The organism is Cytobacillus sp. FSL M8-0252, from assembly GCF_038007345.1.
GTDB lineage: Bacteria > Bacillota > Bacilli > Bacillales > Cytobacillaceae > Cytobacillus > Cytobacillus kochii.
This window is the reverse complement of record NZ_JBBOWZ010000001.1, coordinates 993,008-1,014,058: the sequence shown is the minus strand read 5'-3', so window position 1 is coordinate 1,014,058 and position 21,051 is coordinate 993,008. Positions and strand designations below refer to the sequence as shown.

Below are 21,051 nucleotides of genomic sequence, written 5' to 3'. Positions count from 1 at the left end.
ATAAATTCATGTCATATTTGAAAACACTAATGTTCTAAAAACTTCTCTAAATATTCTTCGTGGTTTACTGCTAATAGGATTGAACCTAAATCATGCATAATTTGTATTGCACTTTTACATTTTTCAATTCCTTTTTCTTTTTTCTGTGTTTTTATATCGTACAAACCTTTTAAGAATAATAGTTTGGTTTTCTCAAAATATAGGACTTTATTTTCAAGCATTTCATCTACTATCTTGATAAAATATAATGATTCTGAAATTCTGTTGCCTTCAATACAAAAAACAGTTGCATTTAACAATATACCTACAACTTCATCTCTATTTACATTTAAATTCATATAAAGTTTAGACCTTTTAAGTATCTCTTTCGAAAACAAAATAACTGAATCAAGTGTTAATATACTCAAAGAATTCCCAAACAAAATATTTTCATAATAACCCCATGTTTCAACAGACAGCAAATAATCACTCAAATAGGTTTTATCTTCGGCTGATATATCGTATTGATTTCTCAAATCACAAACTAAGGCACTAATCATTATTGAGTTAAGTTTATATGTATTTCTTTTGGTTTCACTATATTTTGCTAATTCCTTTTTTTTAAGGGTTTCTAATAAAATAATATTATTACTTTCATACGCAGATCTTACGTTATCTAACATTACTTCGTGTTCCATAAGTTTGTAATCATTTGCAATAAAACGAAATTCTTCTAATGTTATATTCATCTTATTAAGTAATGAATAAAACTTAGAAAGAGAAATATCTGATTCATCACGTTCGAATTTTGATAAAAATGAGACACTAATATCTCCTTGTGCTATATCTTTTAATGAGAGGTTTTTTGCCAGCCGTATGGTTCTAAATACATGACCAATTTTATTCATAGTATCCTCCGATTTTCATATATGAAAAAAAACAGGAATTATTATTTATTTATATTATCATTATTAGGAATAAATTCATACAAAGGTGGTATGTAAATTGTTAAAAATTATCTTCAAATTACTCACAACTAGCTTGGGCATAACAGTAATTATCGGTGCGAGAAGCATCATTACTACTTTATAGATTTAATACTATTTTCTCCTAGAGCCCTATCAGGGTTCATTCTTTTTATAGGGCTTCCTACATGTTATTTTACATTTTTTACACATTACATAATAATCTATAGTGTATTACTAAATAAAAAGCTATACAGTTTACAACCAACAAAGAATTAACCTTCGTAACCAGCGAATCATACTTTACTTCAATATATATCTACTATCTACATTATTTTTTTATTTCTCTACAAAACCCTACTAAGGTATTTTTCCTTCAATACAAATATCAGAATTCTAGTTTGCTTAACAATAAGCATGAGTTAACTATCTATTTACCTTTTCGTTAATAATTAAATTATAAGAAAAATAGTCCTGAATAAACAGAACTATTTAACTATTTCTTCATTCAACTTCATTTAATATTTAATATGATAGTATCAAATAGTTTTTCATTAGTGTATAGAAGTAGTGCCCATTGTCCAGTTTTTGGTAACCTTACAGATGAAGGGGCATGTGCAGCTGCTTTATTATTACTACCCGATAAGTCCATTGACCATCCTGTCGTTAATATTTGATGCACGGTTTTCGAATCTTTATGATATCCGACAACAGTTAATTCTGTTTTTGTCGGGTCCTTTATCCCCCAAAAATGCCACATCCACTTTTGATTGTGTTCAACACTTGGTAAGTCGGCACCAATGATACCAGTTTTATTTTCATTACCTATCATATTTTCATTAAATTCTATCGCTTTCTCATTCCAATCAATATTTCGAATCTCATCTTTATTTACGAAAAGAGGTAGATCGTAATCTGGAACATATAGAACAACATCCCCATAATATTGATTATCAAATTGAATTTCTAATTTCCATATGCCTGTTTCGGGTAACGCAAATACTGTAGTAAATCGATTTAAGCTGTCGTATCCAGATGAAGGTTGGGTAATGGCTTCTGTTGTTAATACAGTTATCCTCTCCCCATTACTTTTATTTATGGCATAGATGGCTAGTTCCTTTCCCTCATACTTTTTAAAAGGTTCTTTAAATGAAAATAAATAGCTATATTCACCATTAACCGCTAAATTTGGATCAGGGAAGACTGAAAACAATTCACGACTATTAATGCTAAAAGTATGTCTAACATCCCATGTTCCATTTATCATCATATCATTCATTTTTGTAAAAATAGGCTGTTTAGATAATACAAATAGAATAAAAAAAGTAGTTGCTATTGTAGCGATGTAAAGAAGAAATTTATGTTTAACTGGTTTCCTTGGCTGATACTCAGATTTTATTTTTTCTTTAATTTTTATTTTCTGTGTAGTGGTAAAATGCTCTCCTTTTAGCAGAGAAGTATCCATTGCTTCTCTCAACTTCTTTAATTCCTTATCCATGCACTTCTCTCCCCTCCATCAATACCCTTAATTTTCCCCTCGCTCTTTTTAATCTTGTTTTCAAAGTATTTTCATTCACATTGAGGATATGACTAATTTCCACAATTGAAAGCCCATCATAATAATATAAGATGATGACTTCACGATACTTAATAGGAAGTGATAATACAGAGGCTGATAAGAAAAATCGTTCATTATTCTGAATCATTTGTATCTCAGGAGGTCGCTATATACTTTGTTTCAACTCCAATATACTCGAATTAAAAATCATTCTAAACCTATTCGAGTGCTTTAGTATATCTTTACTCTTATTAATCGTCACCCTGTATAACCAAGCCTTCAAAGAGTGTATTTCTTCTAATATGTCAAAATGCTTATAGCAAATAATTAAAACATCTTGAATCACATCTTCTGCTAAATTCCAATCCTTTAAATAGTTAAAGGCTAACTTTGTCAAATCTTCTCCATAATTATCCATAACCTTTTCGAACCAAATATCATGTTCATGATTAAAAGAACTCTCCGTATTCCCTGTCACCTCATCACCTCTATTTCCTCATACCCTTAAGACGACCAAAGTTCTTTTTCGTTTCAAATTTTTTCATTTAAAAAGAAAAACTACCTCTATCTCCTCCCCCGTTCCCATATCTTTCACGTTGTACTTATTGTTCTTCACTTCATTTTCGCCAATAATAATGACTTTTTTTATGTTTTCTTTATTTGCACGTTCAAGTGCTCTGCGAAGCTTCATTTTACTCATTTCTAGCAATACATTGTATCCTTTTTTCCTTAAGTCATTGGCAACTGTTAATGCCTCGATATTTTTACTAAGTGGTATCACATAATAATCAACTGGAGAGGGGCTTAAATCCTGAACATTTCTCGCTATGAATGCTGTAGAAATGACATCTAAACCAAAGGATATTCCCACTGTTGGCATGGTTTCATTTGTGCCAATAAGACCTCCAATCGCTTGATCGTATCTTCCTCCACTACCAATACTTGATGTAATTGTTTTATCCACAAGAAAGATTTCATAAATTGTGCCGGTGTAAATTTCTAACCCTCTCGCTAAAAAAGGATTAAAATTACATTGTCCCTCTATAGATAAGGCCTGCAAAAAACTTTCTAGTTCAGCGATTTCTTTGACCCCTTCTTGTACTTGAGTGGATTCATAAGATTCAAAAGAAGATAACGTTGAGTTTTCCTCATCTTCTAAAAACCTTTGAATACTACTTAATGTATTTCCTGAGAGATTGAGATGATTAAGTTCTTTCATCACGCCATCGGCACCAATCTTATTCAGCTTATCAATGACCAATATCACTTGATTGAGTTGGCCTTTATCGACTCCAAAGAGTGCCAACATTCCGCTTAGGTATTTCCTATTATTATATTGAATCTCCACCTGAAGACCAATTCTCTCAAACGCATCAAGGGCCATAAGCATTAATTCGGCTTCTGCCATCTGACTTTCAATGCCAGTTACATCTACATCACATTGGGTAAACTCTCTAAGTCTGCCCGTTTTAATAGGACCGTCCCGAAAAACCTTCCCAATTTCGTAACGTTTAAAAGGCATCCTCAATTGAGGGTTCATCGCTATCACTTTAGCAAATGGAATGGTTAAGTCATACCTCAGAGCCAGCTCTCTTTGTCCTCTGTCGGATAAATTGTACATTTCCTTAAGGATCTCATCTCCACCGCTATATTTGGAAGCCATTAATTTTGAATAATTCAGTATCGGTGTCTCTAGCGGTTCACATCCGTATTGAACGAATACCTCCTCCAATGTTCGAGTAATGTCTCTTCTCACCTTTGCAATTTCCGGTAAATAATCTTGCGTCCCTTTTACGTTTTGTTCTTGCATTTTCTTCATTCTACATTCTCCTTTTTTATATAATAAAAAAACCGCACTTGATATAAGTGTGAACTTAATCAAATACGGTTGAATGAAAAATAGCCTTCCTATTTACGATTTTCAAGATCGAAATAGCAAAGCTAGATTATATGATGATGCAATTGTGAAAATGAGCAATTATCTTTTATAGGCATCATTCTTCACCTCAATTTTTTTATTAATCTATCATATATTCCTTCATTTATCAAATTGAATTGACTGAATTATATTTTTTCTTATGAAGAGTCATCAAAATCAAACTTATTAAATATAATAACCAAGCTAAACCAGCTATAGCGAAGAATCCTGGGGTTAATGCAAAGTAAAGTGAACAGGGCAATGACCAAATAACAGCAATGAGCATGATGAACTGATTCGAGACCCTTATAAATATAATAATGAACAAAGCAGGGAGTGCCAACAAGAAGAAGGTTAATAAGGCTGTACCTATTCCTACAAAGTCAGAAGAATAAGGGTTAAAAAAAGTAAACATTCCCCAAATTATCATACTTATTAATCCCGCTATGAACCCGACCACTCTAGATATCTCTTTCAACCCAATCTCCTCTCTTCCATTGAACTAACTCCCCTTATACACAGCCTCTCTATGTTTATAATCTAATAACTCAACTTCCGTAGATGCTAAACTTTTATTGTTTTTCTGTGTGTTTAAGGATTGAGGCGAAATGCCAAAAGTAATTGTATCAATACCCAATTGACTAGACTTATTATTATCATATGGCAATACCGTTAAACTAATCAGAAAAGAATGTCCTAGTTCATTACCTTTCTTCCATTGCTTCATTTCAACAACGTTATAGTCTTTTGCTTGCCAGTCAAATTGGATTACAGTATCCTTTTTATAATAATCATTTACTGCATTCCTTACCTCATCATTCAATATAGCTAATACAAACTGGTCTACCACTTGTTCCTTATCTTTGGCATCATGTTGTTTATACTCTTCAGCATGTACCTCCTCCAGACTTACATGGCAAGCGAGTAAATATATAAGCAGAAAAATGGCGAATTTCCTCATGAAAAACATCTCCTTTTTAACATTTTTTGCTAATGGAGACCGTTTTATACGAAACTAATTTCCCTCAAAATAATAAAGTGCAGATTGTTTTAATAAATATCGAATACCCTTTTGATGATAAGGCATCCAAGATTCCGCTTCTGCGATACTCATCCATCTCACCTCTTCTATCGTCTCCCTATCATTTATTTCAATCTCTCCACCAATGACTTTCGCCTTAAAAGTAAAGAAAATCGCATGAAAATTTTCCTGTTCCATAAAAGCTTCATTAATTGAGACAATATTACCAAGTTCAATATCCAAACCTGTTTCTTCCTTCGTTTCTCTAATTGCTGCCTCTAACAATGTTTCTCCTTTCTCTACCCCTCCACCAGGTGGGGACCAATTATTATGTTTAATATTCTTTACCATCAAGATATTTTCTTCGTTTTCATCGACAATCAGTGAATAAGCTACATCTACTCGATTCATTAACCTTTCTCCTTTTGTGAATATTTTCATCATTTAGATTTTAACGACAAAAAATGATAAGAACAATATTTTAATTGGCAAGAAATATATATGAGGGATTTATGGAAAGATAAAAAGAATTCGAGTACAACCTAAGGTAATTAGTTACAGGATATTTACATACAAATTCCATATTTTCTACACATTAATGTCATGAATCTAACATTTTTTCTACATTGGTGTTCTCATTTTTAATTGATTGTGTTTAATTGTTAAGTAAAGGGGCCGCCTATCGATACTTAAGAGATTGTTTTGTCATAGCAGTATTTTAGAAATTCACAAAAACGACACCAATCGTACACAGGTAAAAGGTTGTATCTCCTTTCCCAATTTAGTACGCTAATTACGAAAAAAAGTTTTGGAGGTCATGATATGAAAAAATTATCTATGCTACTGTTCGTAGTGACATGTTTATTAATTAGCACAAATACCGCTTTTGCACATACTCATTTAAATGGTTCAAACCCTGAAGATGGTGCGACTGTTACGGAATCAATTGATACGATTCAATTATATTTTGACACTGTTATAGAAGATAACGCTTCTTTGCAAATTGAAAATAGTGAAGGCGAAGTAGTCGAGGCGAGTGACATCACTGTTAAGGAAGATGAGTTAATCGCTACTTTCTCTGAACCAATCGCTAACGGTAATTATACGGTAAGCTGGGAAATCATCGGAGTAGATGGTCATATTATGCAAGAATCTTACGGCTTTGAAGTCAATGTTCCTGAAGAAGAGGTAGAAGAAGATACAGCAGAAATTGCTCCAACTACAGAAAATGAGGAGCCAACTGTAGAAGAAGACGAGACAACACCATCCAACGAAACAGCGGATGAAACGGAATCAAACTCAAACGGGTTATTGATTGGTATCATCCTTGTTGCCATTGTTGCGATTATTGCGATCATCTTATTAAAAAGGAAAAAATAAACGATGTTTTTTATAACCATTTTGAGTGAGGCACTTCTCTATTTATGTTTTGCTCTCCTTGCAGGCACCTTTATTTTACGATGGGTGCCTGCAAATTCTAAGCCACCTGTAAATGTATCCATCTCAATACAATTAGTGGCGACAATGGGGATTGCCGTATTATCTTTCATTCCCTTAATACAATTAGTTACCCATCTCACCAAACTTGATGGGCTGGGTTCTGCCTTTGAAAATATATTACTCAGTTTCCGCGTAGGGAATGCTTGGCTTTTCACATTCATCATTTGTATCGTTCTGGCATTTTACATTACCCTTTTTGGTGAGGATAAAAGAAAGATTTCCATTATTGGAGAAATGATTCTTCTCTTCCTTCTTACCATCGGTGTAGCCTGGTCAAGCCATGCTGGCAGTATACAAGGAGTTTATGGGATTGGAATTCATGCCCTTCATCTAATTGCCGTTTCTACTTGGGCAGGGGTATTACTCGTCGTATCCTGGTTTTCACGGCAAACAACTAGTTGGTTGCCTTTTCTAAAATGGTTCCATCTAACAGCCATTATCTGCTTTTTACTAATTGTTTTAAGTGGTATTCTTCTAACGAATGTGACGACTGCTGAAACAGATTATAAAGATGCCTTATTGGTTTCATATGGTCAAGGCCTATTGCTAAAACTACTTTTTGTTATGCCTTTAACTGTATTCGCTTTGATCAATGGGTTTTGGATGAAACACCGCCTAAAAAGAGAGTCTTCATTCAACCCGAAGCCATGGGTTCGTGCAGAATTTCTTATCATAACCATTATCTTTATCCTTACAGGTATTTTTAATGAGCAGTCTCCCCCAATGAACATTGACAATCTAATTGCTCATAGTGGCTATGCACCGATATTAAATCTGTTCTATCAAGGAACACTTGAAGGAATTTCAGTTTCATTTATTTTCACTGAAGTGGGCATCATATTCGGCATTCTTGCCCTTAGCTGCCTTGGTGGAAGCTTAGTCCTCTTTAAAATGAAACAACATGTTGCACTTTCCTTTTTAGCTTCTGTTTTATTTGTATTAATGGCTTACTTCGCAATGATACAAAGCATCGCAGTTAATTAACATTGCAACTATCTGTAACACGAAAAAATGTTGGTTTAACATTAACATTTTTTCGTGTTATTTTTTTTCGCTTCTTTCAATTTCATATGATTAAAGCAATGTTTGACCTCATTTTTTAGCCTATTACTTCTTCTTATTCAGGTCATTCTCCTTAATACACTTCCCTTTCAATTTGAATGATACATGGCCCCCTTTTTACAATCACTTATATAACGATTATGATTCATTCCAAAACGATCTATACATTCATAATGGGGGATGAATATTCCTAAACCTAGAGCCCCTCGCAAACCTATTTAGAAATTTTTCGAAACAGATAGTGATTTTTTACATATCATGTTATATAATTTATTTAGAGATATTTCTAAATAGATTAAAGAGGTGTTATCGTGGGGTTTCCAGATACATTTAAGGCTCTTTCAGACCCTGTGCGTAGAGAGATTCTTGTCTTGCTGAAAGATAAAAAGCTATCTGCCGGTGAGATTGGGAAGCATTTTGAAATGACAGGAGCAACCATTTCTTATCACTTATCACAGCTAAAAAAGGCAGATCTTATACTTGAAAGCAAGTATAAGAACTTCATTTATTACGAATTAAATATTTCTGTATTTGAAGAAATTATGCTGTGGTTTACACAATTTGGAGGGAAAGAAAATGACAAGAAAAATGAATAGGACACTTGTGATTACGACGTTACTTTGTTTACTTCCTATTATTCCTGGCTTGATTGTATATCCTGATTTACCTGATCAAATCGCCATCCACTGGAATACAGCAGGTGAAGCTGATAATTTCACCTCTAAGGCCATTGCTGTGTGGGGATTGCCCCTATTAATGGCCGCCATTCACTTATTTACTATTTTTATGATAAATAATGACCCAAAGAAAGAAAATACCGCTAAAGCACTCAAACAATTAATTATATGGTTAATTCCAATTATGACGCTTATCATCGTACCCATCACCTTATTCAAAGCACTCGGCTATGACATCCGTATTGAATCTATTGCCCCTATTCTGGTAGGACTCATTTTCATCATTTGTGGAAATTATATGCCTAAAAGTAAGCAAAATTTCACGGTAGGAATCAAGCTACCTTGGACACTTACAAGTGAGGAAAATTGGAATAAAACCCATCGATTAGCCGGTTATTTGTGGATTATTGGTGGGCTTGGTATGATACTCACTGGATTTATCAACTTTGCTCAGATTCTGATCATGATTATTTTAGTTGTGATTATTGTCATCATACCAACTGTTTATTCTTTTGTGCTCTATAAAAAAGGGATATAAGTATAACAAAAGCCTTCTCCTATATAAGGAGCAAGGCTTTGTTTTATTTTATTTCAAAGCTGATGGATATTCGAACAAGTTCAGATCAAATACCATTGGATATAGGAAGTATACAAATAAAATAATCAGTACAGTGGCTAAAATGGTAACTAGTGTTCCTCTTCTTAACATATCAACAATCGTTACTTTCCCTGTACCAAATATAATTGCTTGAGATGGTGTACCAATCGGTAGCATAAAAGCAAAACCAGCACCTAAAGCAACAGCTGTCATTAATGGTAACGGATGTGCATCAATTGCTAACGCAAGCGTAGCCGCAATAGGTACAAATATAGTTGTCACAGCAGTATTAGGTGCAATCTGAGTAATACCAATTGCTAATAAGGTCGATATAGCCAGAATGACAATATATGGCGTTCCTTCTAACAATAATAGCTGACTACCAACCCATGATGATAGATCCGTTTGACTGAATCCAGCCGCAATGGCTAAACCTCCTCCGACCAAAAGCAAGACATCCCAAGGCATTTTCTTAAGAGAATCCTGACCGAGTAATCTTCCTCCGTGCTTTTTAGATGCTGGGATTAAATAAAGTAATAAGGCACCGGTAATCGCAATCATTGTGTCACTTATGCCCGGAATGATATCCGTCCAGAGGAAAGATCTTGTTAACCACATAAAAGCCGTTAACGTGAATACTAACCCTACTGCCTTTTCCTCAAAACTCATTTTTCCGAGATTTTCCTTCTCATCTATTACGAATTGTTTTCCTGATTGCAGGCTTTTAACATTCATGGGGTAGGCGATTTTAGTTAAATAAAAAGCTGTTGCAATACCTAGAATGAGGATCATTGGAAAAGCAAACAAAAACCATTTAGCAAATGATATTTCTATACCGAACATTTCAGTTACTAATCCTGCCAATATCAGATTCGGTGGCGTTCCAATCAGTGTCGCGCTTCCTCCGATAATTCCACCAAAGCCAATAGAGAAAATGATAGATTGAGTGAACTTCTTTTCTTCTGCAAAAGTATACTGTCCCTCTTTTTTCATTAATTCTCCTACTTTGAAAGCAATCGCTGTTCCTATCGGTAACATCATCATTACAGTCGCCACATTAGAAATCCACATAGAAAGAAAACCTGTTGCGAACATAAATCCATATACTAAACCTGACGTACTTGTTCCTACAAGACTAATGATTGACAACGCGATCCTTTCATGAAGATTCCATTTCTCAATCGCAAGCGCAATCGCAAACCCGCCAAGAAAGAGGAAAATATTAGGATCGCCATAACTACTTGCTGCTTCACTACCAGATATTGCTCCTAATAAAGGTAATAATACAATCGGTAACAAGGAGGTTAATCCTAAAGGCATGACCTCCAAAATCCACCACGTTGACACCCAGGCTGTAATAGCCAGGACTGCTTTTCCTTCATCACTCAATCCATTTAATGGAAGTATCAACCAGATCATGAAGAATAGAACAGGACCTAATAGTAATCCGATAACCTGACTAGTTTTATACGAACCTGGATTGTTTTTACGATTATTCTTTTCCTCTTTAGCGATTGATGAGGTTGATGTCACACTTGTCTCTTTCACTTCACGTAAACTAGCAAATGTTAATAAATCCTTCGAACGCTTATGCGATTGCCAAAGCGTTTGATTCACTTGTTTAAATAGATTACTCATTTTATCTAACTCCTTTTTTAAAAACGCTTTCATTATGGGTAAAAAAAATGGCCCTCCAAAAAGCAACACAGTTAATAAGTGCTCTTTTTAAAAGGCCGAATAGTTTATCTAGTTTTATTTCAAGTAGAGTCTTGAAATCGTAAATAAACGGGCAATTATTCAATAGGTTTTTTTAGAAACGTATCACGATACTTCTGGTGCGCGACTTTTAAGGCTACAATTAAAGCTTGTTGTGAAGGAATAATACAGTTCATCTCTATATCTAAAATCAAGTCTGATATATCTATACTAAAATCTGTCCCAATAATCATTCTCTTCAAATAATCTTTGGCAAGTCCTGTCATAAAAGTAGAATCGACATTAACGATTGTATGACTTTGTTTATTTATCTCTAGCATGATTCCAATCTGTTTATTATTTTCATACATAGGCGTATTTTGGGGAGCCTTCGCATACGCAGTTAAGAAAGCTGTTGACATCGCCATTTATAACACTCCTTTAACCATACAGTTAATTATATTCTATCAGAATATTCTGCCCTAACCACTTTTTTATCTTTGGTAAAATTCAACTTTATCCTTATCTATTTCCATTCCAAATCCAGGACCGTCTGGAATAATTAACTCAAAATTTTCGAAGCGCAAATTGTCTACTGTTATACGATCCTTAAATAATAAAGGACCAAACAATTCAGTACCAAATGTAAATTCACCTATTGTAGAGTAAACCGAAGCACAGACAGCTGTTCCTAATGTTGATTCAATCATTGTCCCACCATAAAGGCCAAATCCAGCACCTTCAGCAATAGCTGCTACCTTCTTCGTTTCTAATAATCCACCATGCTTACACGGTTTAAGGGCAATGCTATTCCCCGCACGCAGTTTAGTAATCTGAAAAACATCATGGATAGAATTAGCTGCTTCATCAGCCATAATTGGAACAGCATATTTCTCTGTTAATCTAGCCATTCCCTCTAAGTTCCAAGTGGGTAATGGCTGCTCTACCATTGAAACACCACCTTCTTGAAGTGCTGCAATACAATAATCAGCAGTTGTTTCATCCCATGCCTGATTAATATCTACCGTTACTCTTGCTCGATCACCTACGGAGCGAATAATCTCCAATACATGGTTCACATTTTTATATGGATCGCCCTTCCCTATCTTTAATTTAAAAATTCTATGACGTTTTTCCTCTAAAAATCGTTCCGCCTCTGCGATGTCTTTAGCTGTATCGCCACTTGCCAATGTCCACGCAAGTGGGAGAGAAGAATGGATTTTCCCTCCAAGTAATTCATATGCTGGTAATTGTTTTTCTTTTGCAGCTAAATCAATTAACGCTGACTCGACTACAGATTTAGCGAAATAATTCCCTCTAACCACTTTATTTAAATCGGCCATTATTTTCGCGTAATCATTTGCATTTTTACCAATCAAATGCGGTGTAATGTAAGTATCAATATTGACCTTAATCGCTTCCGGTGTACCTTCTCCATAAGATGCACCGCCGATCGTAGCTACTTCTGCCCAACCTTCTTGACCTTCTTCGTTTTGAATACAAACCAATACTATCGCTTGTTTAGTAATTGTGTGCATCGCCAACTGATGTGGTCGAATTGTTGGAATATCTAAAATAAAACTGTTAACTGAACGAATCTTCATTCTGTTCTCTCCCTTTGACAATCCATAAAAAACCTTCTAAATAAATGGATAGCAGTACACCATCTATATTTCAAAGGACGGGCGTTTACTAATGGAGATTAAAAAAGGGAATTTTTAATCGTTAATAAACAGGCTGCTTTACAGAAGTTCTTTTTTAAAATCATTGTTCCTAAAATTAAATCCATATCTGGTTACATCATTCATGCATCTCTAACGATTCCATTTATCTCCTATGCTCTTTTCAAAACTAGTAATTGGAGATATGCGTACATGCTTCATGATGGAGTATTTCCACTCTGAAGCTTTCATTTAATATATTGATTACATATTAACTTTTCAAAGCGCTTACATGATTATTGTCACAAAACTAACTACTCTCGTTTACCCATACCAATATAAATAGGCTATCTCAAATACAACTGTCACCATACATTTGACAGTTATAGTTTAAGATAGCCATTCGTTCATTAGTTATTATTAAAGAAGGTTATTCTCTAATAGCTAATGAATAGGCATTAAGTTTGATTAGTTACTATTATAATCTATAATTCTGAATTTTCAAGTACTTTTTTCTATTTTAAATAAAAAGGTCCCTTCGCCGCTATTAAGGTCAATTCTTCTGCAAGTTTTTGCGATGATATCGGAAATCCCTCTTCTAGCCACCATACAATGGACCCAATCGTACCGCTTAGAATATGAACTTCCCTTACTTTTCTCTCCGATTCGCTTAAGGTAGGAGTTTGTGTGACCGTACCAAAACCTTGGTTAGTAAATTTAATCATCCATTCTCTTAAAGCTACTGTAAATAATGGCAAACGATGCTCAACTAATAAGCAATGATAAAGCTCTTGTTCACTTTTAATATATTCTAATAATTGCACTAAACCTGGATAAGGCTCTTGTAGTGATTTATGTTCTGGAAGAGAAGGAACACTATTTACGATATCCGACCAATGTTGGAAAAGGCGATTAACATAATAGGTAACAAAAGCTTGTAAATCGGCAAAATGTAAATAAAAGGTCGTGCGGTTGATTTTCGAAGCTTCCGTTAGCTTCTTAATATTGATTTGCTCGAGGGCATCTGATTGGAGTAAATTTGTAAACCCTTTGCACAACAAATCAAAAGTTTGCAACACCCTTGGGTCTTTTATCACGAAACCACCATCCTCAACACATACTTTATTTATGTCTATCTTCTTAGAAAAGAAGGTTTCTTTGTACCTAACAACATCTCAAATAGTTTATCATTTAAATAGACAAGGTGTCTAACACTGAACTTGTCGACCAATTTTATTCGCAAAAGGGGATGTTTATATGAGTAAGAAAACAGCAGTTATAACAGGTGCAGGTGGAGGAATTGGACGCGCTTCTGCGATTAAATTAGCAGAAGACGGTTTTAACTTAGTTATCGTTGACTTCAATGAAACAATTGCCAATGAAACACTCGATCTAGTAAAAGAAAAAGGCGTGGAAGCCATTTTCATTAAAGCAGATGTATCTAATGCGGATGATGTTAATCATTATGTCCAAAAAGCAGTGGATACTTTCGGCACCATTGATGTATTTTTCAATAATGCTGGAGTTGTACAAAAATTCTCGATGTTCACTGATATCGAAGAATCCGAATTCGATCGTGTGATGAATATTAATACTAAAGGAGTATTCCTTGGTATGAAAGCGGTTTTAAAAGTGATGGAACAACAAGGCCATGGACACATCATCAATACCGCTTCTACTGCAGGCGTTCGCTCTGAGCATAGTGCTGCAGCCTATTCTGCAAGTAAACATGCTGTAGTTGGTTTAACAAAAGGGGCTGCACTCGAATATGTATCAAAAGGGATCCGTGTAAATGCCATCTGTCCTGGTGGCGTAGCCACTCCGCTGACTAAAGGAGTGGAAGAGCAAATGAAAACAACTGGTTATGTCCCTGCTGAAATCAGTGTGATGCGCATGGGTAGATATTCTGAACCTCAAGAAATCGCGAACGTGGTGAGCTTCTTAGCATCTGATGCATCAAGCTACATGACTGGGACAACAGTGATGGTTGATGGTGGCTTGACACTATAATTTTCCATAATAAACCACACCTAGCACAAAATCAATTTTTAAAATGATTTTATGAAGGGTGTGGTTTTATTACTACTTGCACAAATGTCTTTATTTGATTATATCTATACATTAATCCTTAATCAACGCAACTTTTCTACATTGCTAGTAAAGCTCTCGATTTCTTCAGCTGGATAAGCATTTGTCCAATGAAAAGGTTGAAGTTCACCTAAAGGAACAAACTTAAGTAGCTTTTCTTTTGTCGTTACTCCGACTCTCACTTCCGGTCCCCAATAGCGCAAACGCTCTTGACAAATACCACATGGTGAAAGAACTTTAAAGGGGCTATTCTCAATATCACGGACGACACATAAACAATGTGTGACATCAATATTGAATTTATGTGCTTCACAAATGGCACCAACTTCAATACATAACTCCGTACTAGCGTTAAACGTGACTGGTGCGACACTAATGAGATAACGTTCATCACCAGTATGAATCACAGCCGCTCCACCCCACCCTTTAGGATAGCGCTCTTCAATAAATGTGATGGCTCGATTGTACATTTCTTCTTCAATCATTCTATTTTCCTCCTACTTGACAGTTACTATCATTTTAAAGGAAAATGAAGCTCTCTAATAGCGTAAATAAGCTTATGTAGAAGAGGAGTGAGTGTATTGTATGAAAAAAATCATGGTTATAGGTGTATCTGCAGGTGTTGGCAAGTCCACTTTTGCTAGAAAACTTAGCAAGAAGCTACAAATAGATGTCCATCATTTAGATACCTTATACTGGCTCCCCAATTGGAAAGAATCAACAGAAGAGAGATTCATACACCTTCAACAAGGCATTATAAAACAACCTGAATGGATTATTGAGGGGAATTACACTAGTACCTTCCCCATTAGAACAGCAGCAGCAGATACAATCATCTACTTAGAACTCCCTCTCTCCACCTGTCTCTACCGGATTTTTAAACGCCGTATCCAATTTCATAAAAGATCAAGACCTGATATAGCTGAAGGCTGTCATGAAAAAATTGACTGGGTATTCTTTAAGTTTATCGTGACTACTTATTATAGAAGAAAGACAAAAATGCATGAGCGGTTTCGTAAATATAAAGATACTAAGCCAAATTTGAAGATAATCACACTTAGAAGTAGCAAGGAAATAGCAGCGTTTTTAACAAAAGGAAGAACTCTAGAGCCTTAACCCCTCTAGAGTTTCCCTTTGCAAATTACATCGTTTTCTCTATTTGATATACTTCATTTCTCTCTAAATATGATACCCAACCCTCTGATTGTTCGTATACTTCACCGATGGCTAATACTTTCCCTTCTTCAAACATCCTTCCCATGATTTGGAACCCAATAGGTAGTCTTTCTGATGTAAAACCACAAGGAACCGACAATATAGGTAGCCCTAACAAATTCCCTAGTGGTGTCTTGCCTAATCGAAAAATATTATTCACCGATTCTTCGGGACCAACACTTCCAATATCAAAAGGCGGTATTATATTCGTTGGTGAAAAGAAGACATCAATTTGTTCTGCTTGCATTTTATGTTCGATATGTTGTTGGAAGGCTTGCTGATATTGTTTGGCCTGAATGTATTCACTTGCTAACACATCTTTTCCAGCTTGTAAGCGGAACTGTATATCCTCTCCATAGAGGTGTGATTTATCCATAAACATAGATTCATGAAAAGCATAGGCTTCTGCTTTGAAAATTATTTTTTGTGCTTGTAGCGCCTCCTGTATACCAACAATATCTACTTCAATTATTTCTGCTCCGAGATTTTCAAGCTTAGCTAATGCCTGATGAATATGAATGGCTATTTCTTCATCCATTCCTTCAAAGAAATACTCTTTGCAAATAGCTACTTTTACACCTTTTAAATCCTTCAGTCGGATACTAAGATCGACTCGTTCTAACTTTTTGGCATCTGCCATGACTTGAAGGAGTATACGACTATCAGCAACCGTTCTTGTCATTGGCCCAATATGGTCCAGACTCTTACTTAAAGGCGTACATCCATCGGTATTAATTAAATCATATGTTGGTTTTAAACCAACAACACCACATAAAGCAGACGGTAAGCGAATGGAACCTCCTGTATCCGTACCAATAGCAGCAAATGCCATCCCCGCTGCAACGGCTACAGCAGATCCACCACTCGATCCACCAGGAATTTTCAATATATTCCATGGGTTTCTTGAAGGACCATAATGAGGATTTTCTGTTGTCGCCCCCATCGCGAATTCATGAAGATTTGCCTTCCCTATTATAATTGCCCCTGCTTTTTTTAGTAGCTTTACGATTTCGGCATCCTTTTGGGAAATGAAGTTTTCAAAGATTCTAGAACCAGAAGTAGTCACGCTCCCCTTCGTTTCAAATATATCTTTTAAGGCAATTGGTATGCCATGGAGTGGACCCCTAATAATCCCTTCTTTTAATTCTTTTTCAAGTACCGTAGCCTGCTCTAATGCATCTTTACTCACCAAAGTGATATATGCATTTAATACAGGATTAATTGATTGAATCCGTTCAAGTAACTTTTTCGTTAAATCTATAGGCGATACTTCCTGAACCTTTAACATCTGTGCAACGGACTCAATATCTTTGAAAAACACATTTTCCATGTAAAACCCCTCCATTTTATATGACAGATTGCTTGCGATAGTAATCTCCTAAATCCCCATCTAATGTTAGAATGGAACTTAATAGTTTTTGTGTCACTTCATGTTGAGGCTTTCTAAACAAATCGATTGTAGGTGCCGTTTCTATCATTTTCCCCTTTGAAAGGACAGCTACACGATCACAGAAGTAAGCAACTAAATCTAAATTATGGGCTATAAAAAGGTAGGTTAATTGAAATTCTTTCTGTAGCTCTATTAAGAGATTCATAATCTGAGCTTTAACTGAAACATCTAAAGCTGATACAGGTTCATCTAGGACAAGAAATTTCGGTTTCACGATCAATGCCCTTGCAATACCTGCTCGCTGCCTTTGACCACCAGATAATTCATGTGGATATCGGTGGTAAAAGTCTGAACGCAATCCAACTACATCAAGCATTTCAATCACCTTTTTATACTGAATCTGAGCTTCATTACCAGGATAGAATTTATTCAAAGGATGAAGAATTTGCTCCCCAATCGTTTTTCTTGGGTTGAATGCCGAACCAGAGTCTTGAAATATGATTTGCATCTCGTTTCTTAACTTATCCATCTCTCCCTTCTTCATCGACAGAATGGACTTACCTTTATATTGAATGTCGCCAGCCGTTGCATCAATTAATCGCATCACCATCCGACCAATCGTTGTTTTCCCGGAACCAGACTCACCAATTAAACCAAACGTCTCTCCTCTATTAATAGAAAAGCTTACCTTATTAACAGCTAGTATTTCCTTTCGCGGTACGAACAATGAACCTTTGTTACCATATACCTTTGTTAGACCACTTACATCTAATAAGGACTCACTTTGCATAGGATTCTCTCCTTTCAGTTAATAGACAACGAACGGCGTGGTTCAAATCAAGTGAATGCACTCTTTTAAGGTCTGGTTGTTTAGCATGGCAAATATCTTTAGCCATATGACAGCGACTTGCAAATCGACAACCACTACTTATATTCATTAAATTGGGTGGCTCCCCTTTAATTTGAAATAACGGTTTCTTTCCCACATTATCTTGGAAAATCCAATCTAAATCGGGTATACAGTTGAGCAGACTATTTGTATAAGGATGTTGTGGATTGTAAATCACCTTACTCGTCTTCCCTTGCTCAACAATTTGTCCAGCATACATCACAGCCACACTTTCTGCTATTCTAGCAACTACGCCGAAATCATGTGTAATGATAAGAATAGCTGTCCCTAACTCACGATTAATCTTTTGGAATAGCTCAAGTACTTGCAATTGTACAGTGGGATCCAAAGCAGAAGTCGGTTCGTCTGCAATAATAAGATCTGGATCACAGGCGAGAGACATGGCAATAACTACCCTTTGTCTCAGTCCTCCACTCAATTGATGTGGAAATGATTGAAACACTCTTTTGGCTTCATCAATCCCCATCTCCTCTAATAAATATATGGCTTTTTCTATCGCCTCCCTCTTAGATAAATTTGTTTTATCTAAAATAATTTCGATAATCTGTTTACCTACACGATAAGAAGGATCTAGAGAAGTCATTGCATTCTGAGCAACGAGTGAGATTTTTTTTCCTCTAATCTTCTGCATCTCCTTCTGCCCAATGTCCAAAATACTTTTCCCTTCCACTTGAATTTCACCTTCATAGCTATCTAGTAAATTCTTCGTTATCATTTGTAAGATGGAATGGATAGTCATCGATTTCCCCGACCCTGACTCTCCTACTATTGCCATGATTTCACCATAATCAATCGATAGATTAATATCATCAAGTACTGTCATTGAACCGTCTGGTGTATGAATCTTCGTCGTTAAATGGCTTACATCTAGAAACGCTTGCTTCTTTCCTACCGCCTGAATCATTTCACCACCACATCCTTCATTTATTATCAAGCGACCATTGGTTTTTTAGCGGTCACATTTTCCTTTTTCACCTTCGACCTTTCATATGGATCGAGTGCGTTTCTCAATCCATCACCAATCATGCTAAAGGCAAACGACAGAATTAAAATCGCAATTCCTGGAAAGAAAGTAACAAAGGGATGTCCTAGCATTAGTAAATCACTACCGTCACTAGCCATTCTGCCCCAGTCAGCTTCAGGTGGCTGAACACCAAGCCCGATAAAGCTCAGACCAGCTACTGTCACAATCGTTACCCCAGCAAGTGTTGTACTATAGACAATTAGTGATGGCAGGACATTCGGTAAGATTTGTTTAAACATAATTTCCGTACGGCTCACACCAAAAGCCTTCGCTGCTTCAATGTATTCCTTCTGACTTTCTTGAAGGGTATCAGTATATACAACACGAGTCATATAAGGAATTCTGACAATGATCATCGCAATAATTACATTAAGTAAACCCGGTCCTAAAATCGCAGCAATTGCGATTGCTAACAACACGGCAGGAAATGCGAAGAAAATATCCATTAAACGCATAATGATATTGCCAACAATTCCTTGATAAAATCCTGCAATAATTCCTAATCCAATACTTATCATTGCCGCAATTACGACAGGGACAACTGCTGATATGAGTGATGTTTGTGTCCCAAAGATAATTCGGCTTAAAATATCTCTTCCTTGTTGATCTGTTCCTAATAGATGACCATCTGTACCTGGTGGCATGAGCCTTATGCTACCATCAGCCACTTCATTCGGGTGATAAGGTGCGAGCCATGGAGCGAATAATGCGACTAAGAAAGCAATAATTATAATCAATGCACCAATTGTTGCTACTTTATCTGTTAAAAAAGCCTTATAGGCTATCTTCCATCCCTTCATATATCTTCACCCCGCATTAGATTTAATTGAATCCTGTAACTTTGGACTAAGCCATACATTTAAGAGATCAACAATGAGATTAACGATGACAAATGTAATGGCAATCAATAATATTCCTGCTTGTATCGTTGGATAATCATTTGATGTCACAGCAACATATAACGCTTGCCCAATGCCAGGCCAATTAAAAACAACTTCGCTAAATAGGGCGCCGCCCATTAGGTAACCCACTTGCATACCAGAAATATTAATGATTGGAGGCAAGGAGTTTCTTAATACATGTACAATATTTATCTTCGAATTTGATAATCCGAATGACTGAAAGTACTTCACATAATCCTTTTGCAACGTATCAATAATTGTACTTCTAGTCAGTCTAGCAATCACCGCTAATGAAACTGTTGCTGTTGCGAAAGCTGGTAATAGTAAATGATGTAGTAAATCTGGTAATCCTCCAGGACTTCTCATATTGTACATGCCACTTACAGGGAATAATCCCATTTCTAAAGAGAAAAGCCACATAAGCATAAGCGCAATCCAAAACACCGGCATGCTCGCACCAATTAAAGCTACACCCATGCTTGCTTTATCAAAAATACTGCCCTTTCTTAATGCACTAATGAGTCCTAAGATTACTCCAAGAACCACACATATGAAGAGACTGGCAACAGTGAGAATCATACTGTTCAAAAATCGTGGGAGAAGCTCTTCTGTAATCGGTGTATGAAGTGTATGTGAATAACCTAAATCTCCCTGTAACAGATCCCCCATCCAGCTCGTATATTGCACAATCATCGATTCATTCAATCCCATTTCCACTCGCAATGCCTCAACCGCTTCAGTTGTCGCATCTCCTCCTAAAATCGACTTTGCAGGATCACCAGGAATTAATTGAATTAATAAAAAGACAAAGATGGTTACTCCTAAAAGTACAGGAATTGTTGATAATATTCGTTTGAATAAGAACCTTGTCATTTACTTCTCCTCCCA

24 protein-coding genes are annotated in these 21,051 nt (G+C 35.8%); 6 read left to right on the top strand and 18 right to left on the bottom strand.

The features are described from left to right. Nucleotides 1–26 precede the first annotated feature (26 nt). The 8 genes from MKX83_RS05280 to MKX83_RS05245 all read right to left on the bottom strand — a co-directional run bounded on the left by MKX83_RS05280 (nucleotide 27) and on the right by MKX83_RS05245 (nucleotide 5,852). Entirely contained in the window at nucleotides 27–887 is an 861-nt protein-coding gene (locus MKX83_RS05280) for a helix-turn-helix domain-containing protein (RefSeq protein ID WP_224934713.1), read from the bottom strand. A 571-nt stretch (nucleotides 888–1,458) separates the two neighbouring features. After that, complete coding sequence (locus MKX83_RS05275; protein WP_341050059.1) at nucleotides 1,459–2,442, bottom strand: DUF4871 domain-containing protein; 984 nt, start codon at nucleotides 2,440–2,442, stop codon at nucleotides 1,459–1,461. Beyond that, nucleotides 2,435–2,650, bottom strand: coding sequence for a sigma-70 family RNA polymerase sigma factor (locus MKX83_RS05270; RefSeq protein ID WP_341054477.1), 216 nt, complete (start codon nucleotides 2,648–2,650; stop codon nucleotides 2,435–2,437). The genes MKX83_RS05275 and MKX83_RS05270 overlap by 8 nt, the downstream gene beginning before the upstream one ends. Nucleotides 2,651–2,668: 18 nt before the next feature. Then, nucleotides 2,669–2,980 carry a sigma factor gene (locus MKX83_RS05265; RefSeq protein ID WP_341054475.1) on the bottom strand — a complete coding sequence of 104 codons (312 nt, stop codon included), beginning with the start codon at nucleotides 2,978–2,980 and terminating at the stop codon, nucleotides 2,669–2,671. A gap of 63 nt (nucleotides 2,981–3,043) precedes the next feature. Then, complete coding sequence (locus MKX83_RS05260) at nucleotides 3,044–4,321, bottom strand: histidine--tRNA ligase (RefSeq protein ID WP_340978097.1); 1,278 nt, start codon at nucleotides 4,319–4,321, stop codon at nucleotides 3,044–3,046. Nucleotides 4,322–4,547: 226 nt separating this feature from the next. Beyond that, the gene (locus tag MKX83_RS05255; RefSeq protein WP_095370393.1) at nucleotides 4,548–4,898 is read right to left on the bottom strand and encodes a hypothetical protein; all 351 of its coding nucleotides are present in this window, start codon (nucleotides 4,896–4,898) and stop codon (nucleotides 4,548–4,550) included. 24 nt (nucleotides 4,899–4,922) lie between these two features. Further along, nucleotides 4,923–5,381, bottom strand: coding sequence for a DUF3888 domain-containing protein (locus MKX83_RS05250; RefSeq protein ID WP_157733777.1), 459 nt, complete (start codon nucleotides 5,379–5,381; stop codon nucleotides 4,923–4,925). 54 nt (nucleotides 5,382–5,435) lie between these two features. Then, nucleotides 5,436–5,852: an NUDIX hydrolase gene (locus MKX83_RS05245; protein ID WP_095370395.1), complete on the bottom strand. Its 417-nt coding sequence runs from the start codon at nucleotides 5,850–5,852 to the stop codon at nucleotides 5,436–5,438. Nucleotides 5,853–6,263: 411 nt separating this feature from the next. On the opposite strand from MKX83_RS05245, the gene MKX83_RS05240 reads away from it, so the two are divergent. The 4 genes from MKX83_RS05240 (at nucleotide 6,264) to MKX83_RS05225 (ending at nucleotide 9,218) form a co-directional block, all read left to right on the top strand. Next, nucleotides 6,264–6,821: a copper resistance CopC family protein gene (locus MKX83_RS05240; protein WP_095370396.1), complete on the top strand. Its 558-nt coding sequence runs from the start codon at nucleotides 6,264–6,266 to the stop codon at nucleotides 6,819–6,821. A gap of 3 nt (nucleotides 6,822–6,824) precedes the next feature. Then, nucleotides 6,825–7,925 (top strand): copper resistance D family protein, encoded by a 1,101-nt coding sequence (locus tag MKX83_RS05235; RefSeq protein ID WP_095370397.1) that lies wholly within the window; start codon nucleotides 6,825–6,827, stop codon nucleotides 7,923–7,925. Between the two features lie 389 nt (nucleotides 7,926–8,314). Further along, nucleotides 8,315–8,599, top strand: coding sequence for an autorepressor SdpR family transcription factor (locus MKX83_RS05230; protein WP_095370398.1), 285 nt, complete (start codon nucleotides 8,315–8,317; stop codon nucleotides 8,597–8,599). After that, nucleotides 8,580–9,218, top strand: a complete 639-nt coding sequence (locus tag MKX83_RS05225) for an SdpI family protein (RefSeq protein ID WP_095370399.1) — start codon at nucleotides 8,580–8,582, stop codon at nucleotides 9,216–9,218. Before MKX83_RS05230 ends, MKX83_RS05225 begins: the two co-directional genes overlap by 20 nt. Before the next feature lie 48 nt (nucleotides 9,219–9,266). On the opposite strand, the gene MKX83_RS05220 is transcribed toward MKX83_RS05225, so the two are convergent. The 4 genes from MKX83_RS05220 to MKX83_RS05205 form a co-directional block, all read right to left on the bottom strand. Beyond that, nucleotides 9,267–10,916: an SLC13 family permease gene (locus MKX83_RS05220; RefSeq protein WP_322909933.1), complete on the bottom strand. Its 1,650-nt coding sequence runs from the start codon at nucleotides 10,914–10,916 to the stop codon at nucleotides 9,267–9,269. A 155-nt stretch (nucleotides 10,917–11,071) separates the two neighbouring features. Then, nucleotides 11,072–11,401 (bottom strand): DUF3870 domain-containing protein, encoded by a 330-nt coding sequence (locus MKX83_RS05215; protein WP_095370401.1) that lies wholly within the window; start codon nucleotides 11,399–11,401, stop codon nucleotides 11,072–11,074. 66 nt (nucleotides 11,402–11,467) lie between these two features. Beyond that, nucleotides 11,468–12,577: a muconate cycloisomerase family protein gene (locus MKX83_RS05210; RefSeq protein ID WP_341054472.1), complete on the bottom strand. Its 1,110-nt coding sequence runs from the start codon at nucleotides 12,575–12,577 to the stop codon at nucleotides 11,468–11,470. A 572-nt stretch (nucleotides 12,578–13,149) separates the two neighbouring features. Further along, nucleotides 13,150–13,731 (bottom strand): TetR-like C-terminal domain-containing protein, encoded by a 582-nt coding sequence (locus MKX83_RS05205; RefSeq protein ID WP_095370403.1) that lies wholly within the window; start codon nucleotides 13,729–13,731, stop codon nucleotides 13,150–13,152. A 160-nt stretch (nucleotides 13,732–13,891) separates the two neighbouring features. Here MKX83_RS05205 and MKX83_RS05200 point away from each other — a divergent pair, with 160 nt between their 5' ends. After that, entirely contained in the window at nucleotides 13,892–14,644 is a 753-nt protein-coding gene (locus MKX83_RS05200; protein WP_095370404.1) for an SDR family NAD(P)-dependent oxidoreductase, read from the top strand. 122 nt (nucleotides 14,645–14,766) lie between these two features. Here MKX83_RS05200 and MKX83_RS05195 read toward each other — a convergent pair whose 3' ends face one another. After that, nucleotides 14,767–15,207 (bottom strand): cytidine deaminase, encoded by a 441-nt coding sequence (locus tag MKX83_RS05195; protein ID WP_341054470.1) that lies wholly within the window; start codon nucleotides 15,205–15,207, stop codon nucleotides 14,767–14,769. 100 nt (nucleotides 15,208–15,307) lie between these two features. On the opposite strand from MKX83_RS05195, the gene MKX83_RS05190 reads away from it, so the two are divergent. Next, nucleotides 15,308–15,838 carry a topology modulation protein gene (locus tag MKX83_RS05190; RefSeq protein WP_340978085.1) on the top strand — a complete coding sequence of 177 codons (531 nt, stop codon included), beginning with the start codon at nucleotides 15,308–15,310 and terminating at the stop codon, nucleotides 15,836–15,838. Nucleotides 15,839–15,863: 25 nt separating this feature from the next. Here MKX83_RS05190 and MKX83_RS05185 read toward each other — a convergent pair whose 3' ends face one another. The 5 genes from MKX83_RS05185 to MKX83_RS05165 are packed head-to-tail and all read right to left on the bottom strand — an operon-like array spanning nucleotide 15,864 to nucleotide 21,036. Beyond that, a complete protein-coding gene (locus tag MKX83_RS05185; RefSeq protein ID WP_341054468.1) occupies nucleotides 15,864–17,267 on the bottom strand; it encodes an amidase in 1,404 nt (467 codons plus the stop codon). 16 nt (nucleotides 17,268–17,283) lie between these two features. After that, on the bottom strand, nucleotides 17,284–18,117 hold the full coding sequence (locus MKX83_RS05180) for an ATP-binding cassette domain-containing protein (RefSeq protein WP_095370408.1): 834 nt from the start codon (nucleotides 18,115–18,117) through the stop codon (nucleotides 17,284–17,286). Further along, nucleotides 18,107–19,141 (bottom strand): ABC transporter ATP-binding protein, encoded by a 1,035-nt coding sequence (locus MKX83_RS05175; protein WP_341054465.1) that lies wholly within the window; start codon nucleotides 19,139–19,141, stop codon nucleotides 18,107–18,109. Before MKX83_RS05175 ends, MKX83_RS05180 begins: the two co-directional genes overlap by 11 nt. A 26-nt stretch (nucleotides 19,142–19,167) precedes the next feature. After that, nucleotides 19,168–20,061 (bottom strand): ABC transporter permease, encoded by an 894-nt coding sequence (locus tag MKX83_RS05170; protein ID WP_341050037.1) that lies wholly within the window; start codon nucleotides 20,059–20,061, stop codon nucleotides 19,168–19,170. 6 nt (nucleotides 20,062–20,067) lie between these two features. Further along, nucleotides 20,068–21,036, bottom strand: a complete 969-nt coding sequence (locus MKX83_RS05165; protein ID WP_340978080.1) for an ABC transporter permease — start codon at nucleotides 21,034–21,036, stop codon at nucleotides 20,068–20,070. Between the last annotated feature and the right edge of the window lie 15 nt (nucleotides 21,037–21,051).

Excerpts from the sequence above, each read along its gene's own strand:
- MKX83_RS05280 (WP_224934713.1), bottom strand. The coding sequence starts at position 887 with ATGAATAAAATTGGTCATGTATTTAGAACCATACGGCTGGCAAAAAAC.
- MKX83_RS05275 (WP_341050059.1), bottom strand. The coding sequence starts at position 2,442 with ATGGATAAGGAATTAAAGAAGTTGAGAGAAGCAATGGATACTTCTCTG.
- MKX83_RS05270 (WP_341054477.1), bottom strand. The coding sequence starts at position 2,650 with ATGATTCAGAATAATGAACGATTTTTCTTATCAGCCTCTGTATTATCA.
- MKX83_RS05260 (WP_340978097.1), bottom strand. The coding sequence starts at position 4,321 with ATGAAGAAAATGCAAGAACAAAACGTAAAAGGGACGCAAGATTATTTA.
- MKX83_RS05250 (WP_157733777.1), bottom strand. The coding sequence starts at position 5,381 with ATGAGGAAATTCGCCATTTTTCTGCTTATATATTTACTCGCTTGCCAT.
- MKX83_RS05245 (WP_095370395.1), bottom strand. The coding sequence starts at position 5,852 with ATGAATCGAGTAGATGTAGCTTATTCACTGATTGTCGATGAAAACGAA.
- MKX83_RS05240 (WP_095370396.1), top strand. The coding sequence starts at position 6,264 with ATGAAAAAATTATCTATGCTACTGTTCGTAGTGACATGTTTATTAATT.
- MKX83_RS05235 (WP_095370397.1), top strand. The coding sequence starts at position 6,825 with ATGTTTTTTATAACCATTTTGAGTGAGGCACTTCTCTATTTATGTTTT.
- MKX83_RS05225 (WP_095370399.1), top strand. The coding sequence starts at position 8,580 with ATGACAAGAAAAATGAATAGGACACTTGTGATTACGACGTTACTTTGT.
- MKX83_RS05220 (WP_322909933.1), bottom strand. The coding sequence starts at position 10,916 with ATGAGTAATCTATTTAAACAAGTGAATCAAACGCTTTGGCAATCGCAT.
- MKX83_RS05215 (WP_095370401.1), bottom strand. The coding sequence starts at position 11,401 with ATGGCGATGTCAACAGCTTTCTTAACTGCGTATGCGAAGGCTCCCCAA.
- MKX83_RS05210 (WP_341054472.1), bottom strand. The coding sequence starts at position 12,577 with ATGAAGATTCGTTCAGTTAACAGTTTTATTTTAGATATTCCAACAATT.
- MKX83_RS05200 (WP_095370404.1), top strand. The coding sequence starts at position 13,892 with ATGAGTAAGAAAACAGCAGTTATAACAGGTGCAGGTGGAGGAATTGGA.
- MKX83_RS05195 (WP_341054470.1), bottom strand. The coding sequence starts at position 15,207 with ATGATTGAAGAAGAAATGTACAATCGAGCCATCACATTTATTGAAGAG.
- MKX83_RS05190 (WP_340978085.1), top strand. The coding sequence starts at position 15,308 with ATGAAAAAAATCATGGTTATAGGTGTATCTGCAGGTGTTGGCAAGTCC.
- MKX83_RS05185 (WP_341054468.1), bottom strand. The coding sequence starts at position 17,267 with ATGGAAAATGTGTTTTTCAAAGATATTGAGTCCGTTGCACAGATGTTA.
- MKX83_RS05180 (WP_095370408.1), bottom strand. The coding sequence starts at position 18,117 with ATGCAAAGTGAGTCCTTATTAGATGTAAGTGGTCTAACAAAGGTATAT.
- MKX83_RS05175 (WP_341054465.1), bottom strand. The coding sequence starts at position 19,141 with ATGATTCAGGCGGTAGGAAAGAAGCAAGCGTTTCTAGATGTAAGCCAT.
- MKX83_RS05170 (WP_341050037.1), bottom strand. The coding sequence starts at position 20,061 with ATGAAGGGATGGAAGATAGCCTATAAGGCTTTTTTAACAGATAAAGTA.
- MKX83_RS05165 (WP_340978080.1), bottom strand. The coding sequence starts at position 21,036 with ATGACAAGGTTCTTATTCAAACGAATATTATCAACAATTCCTGTACTT.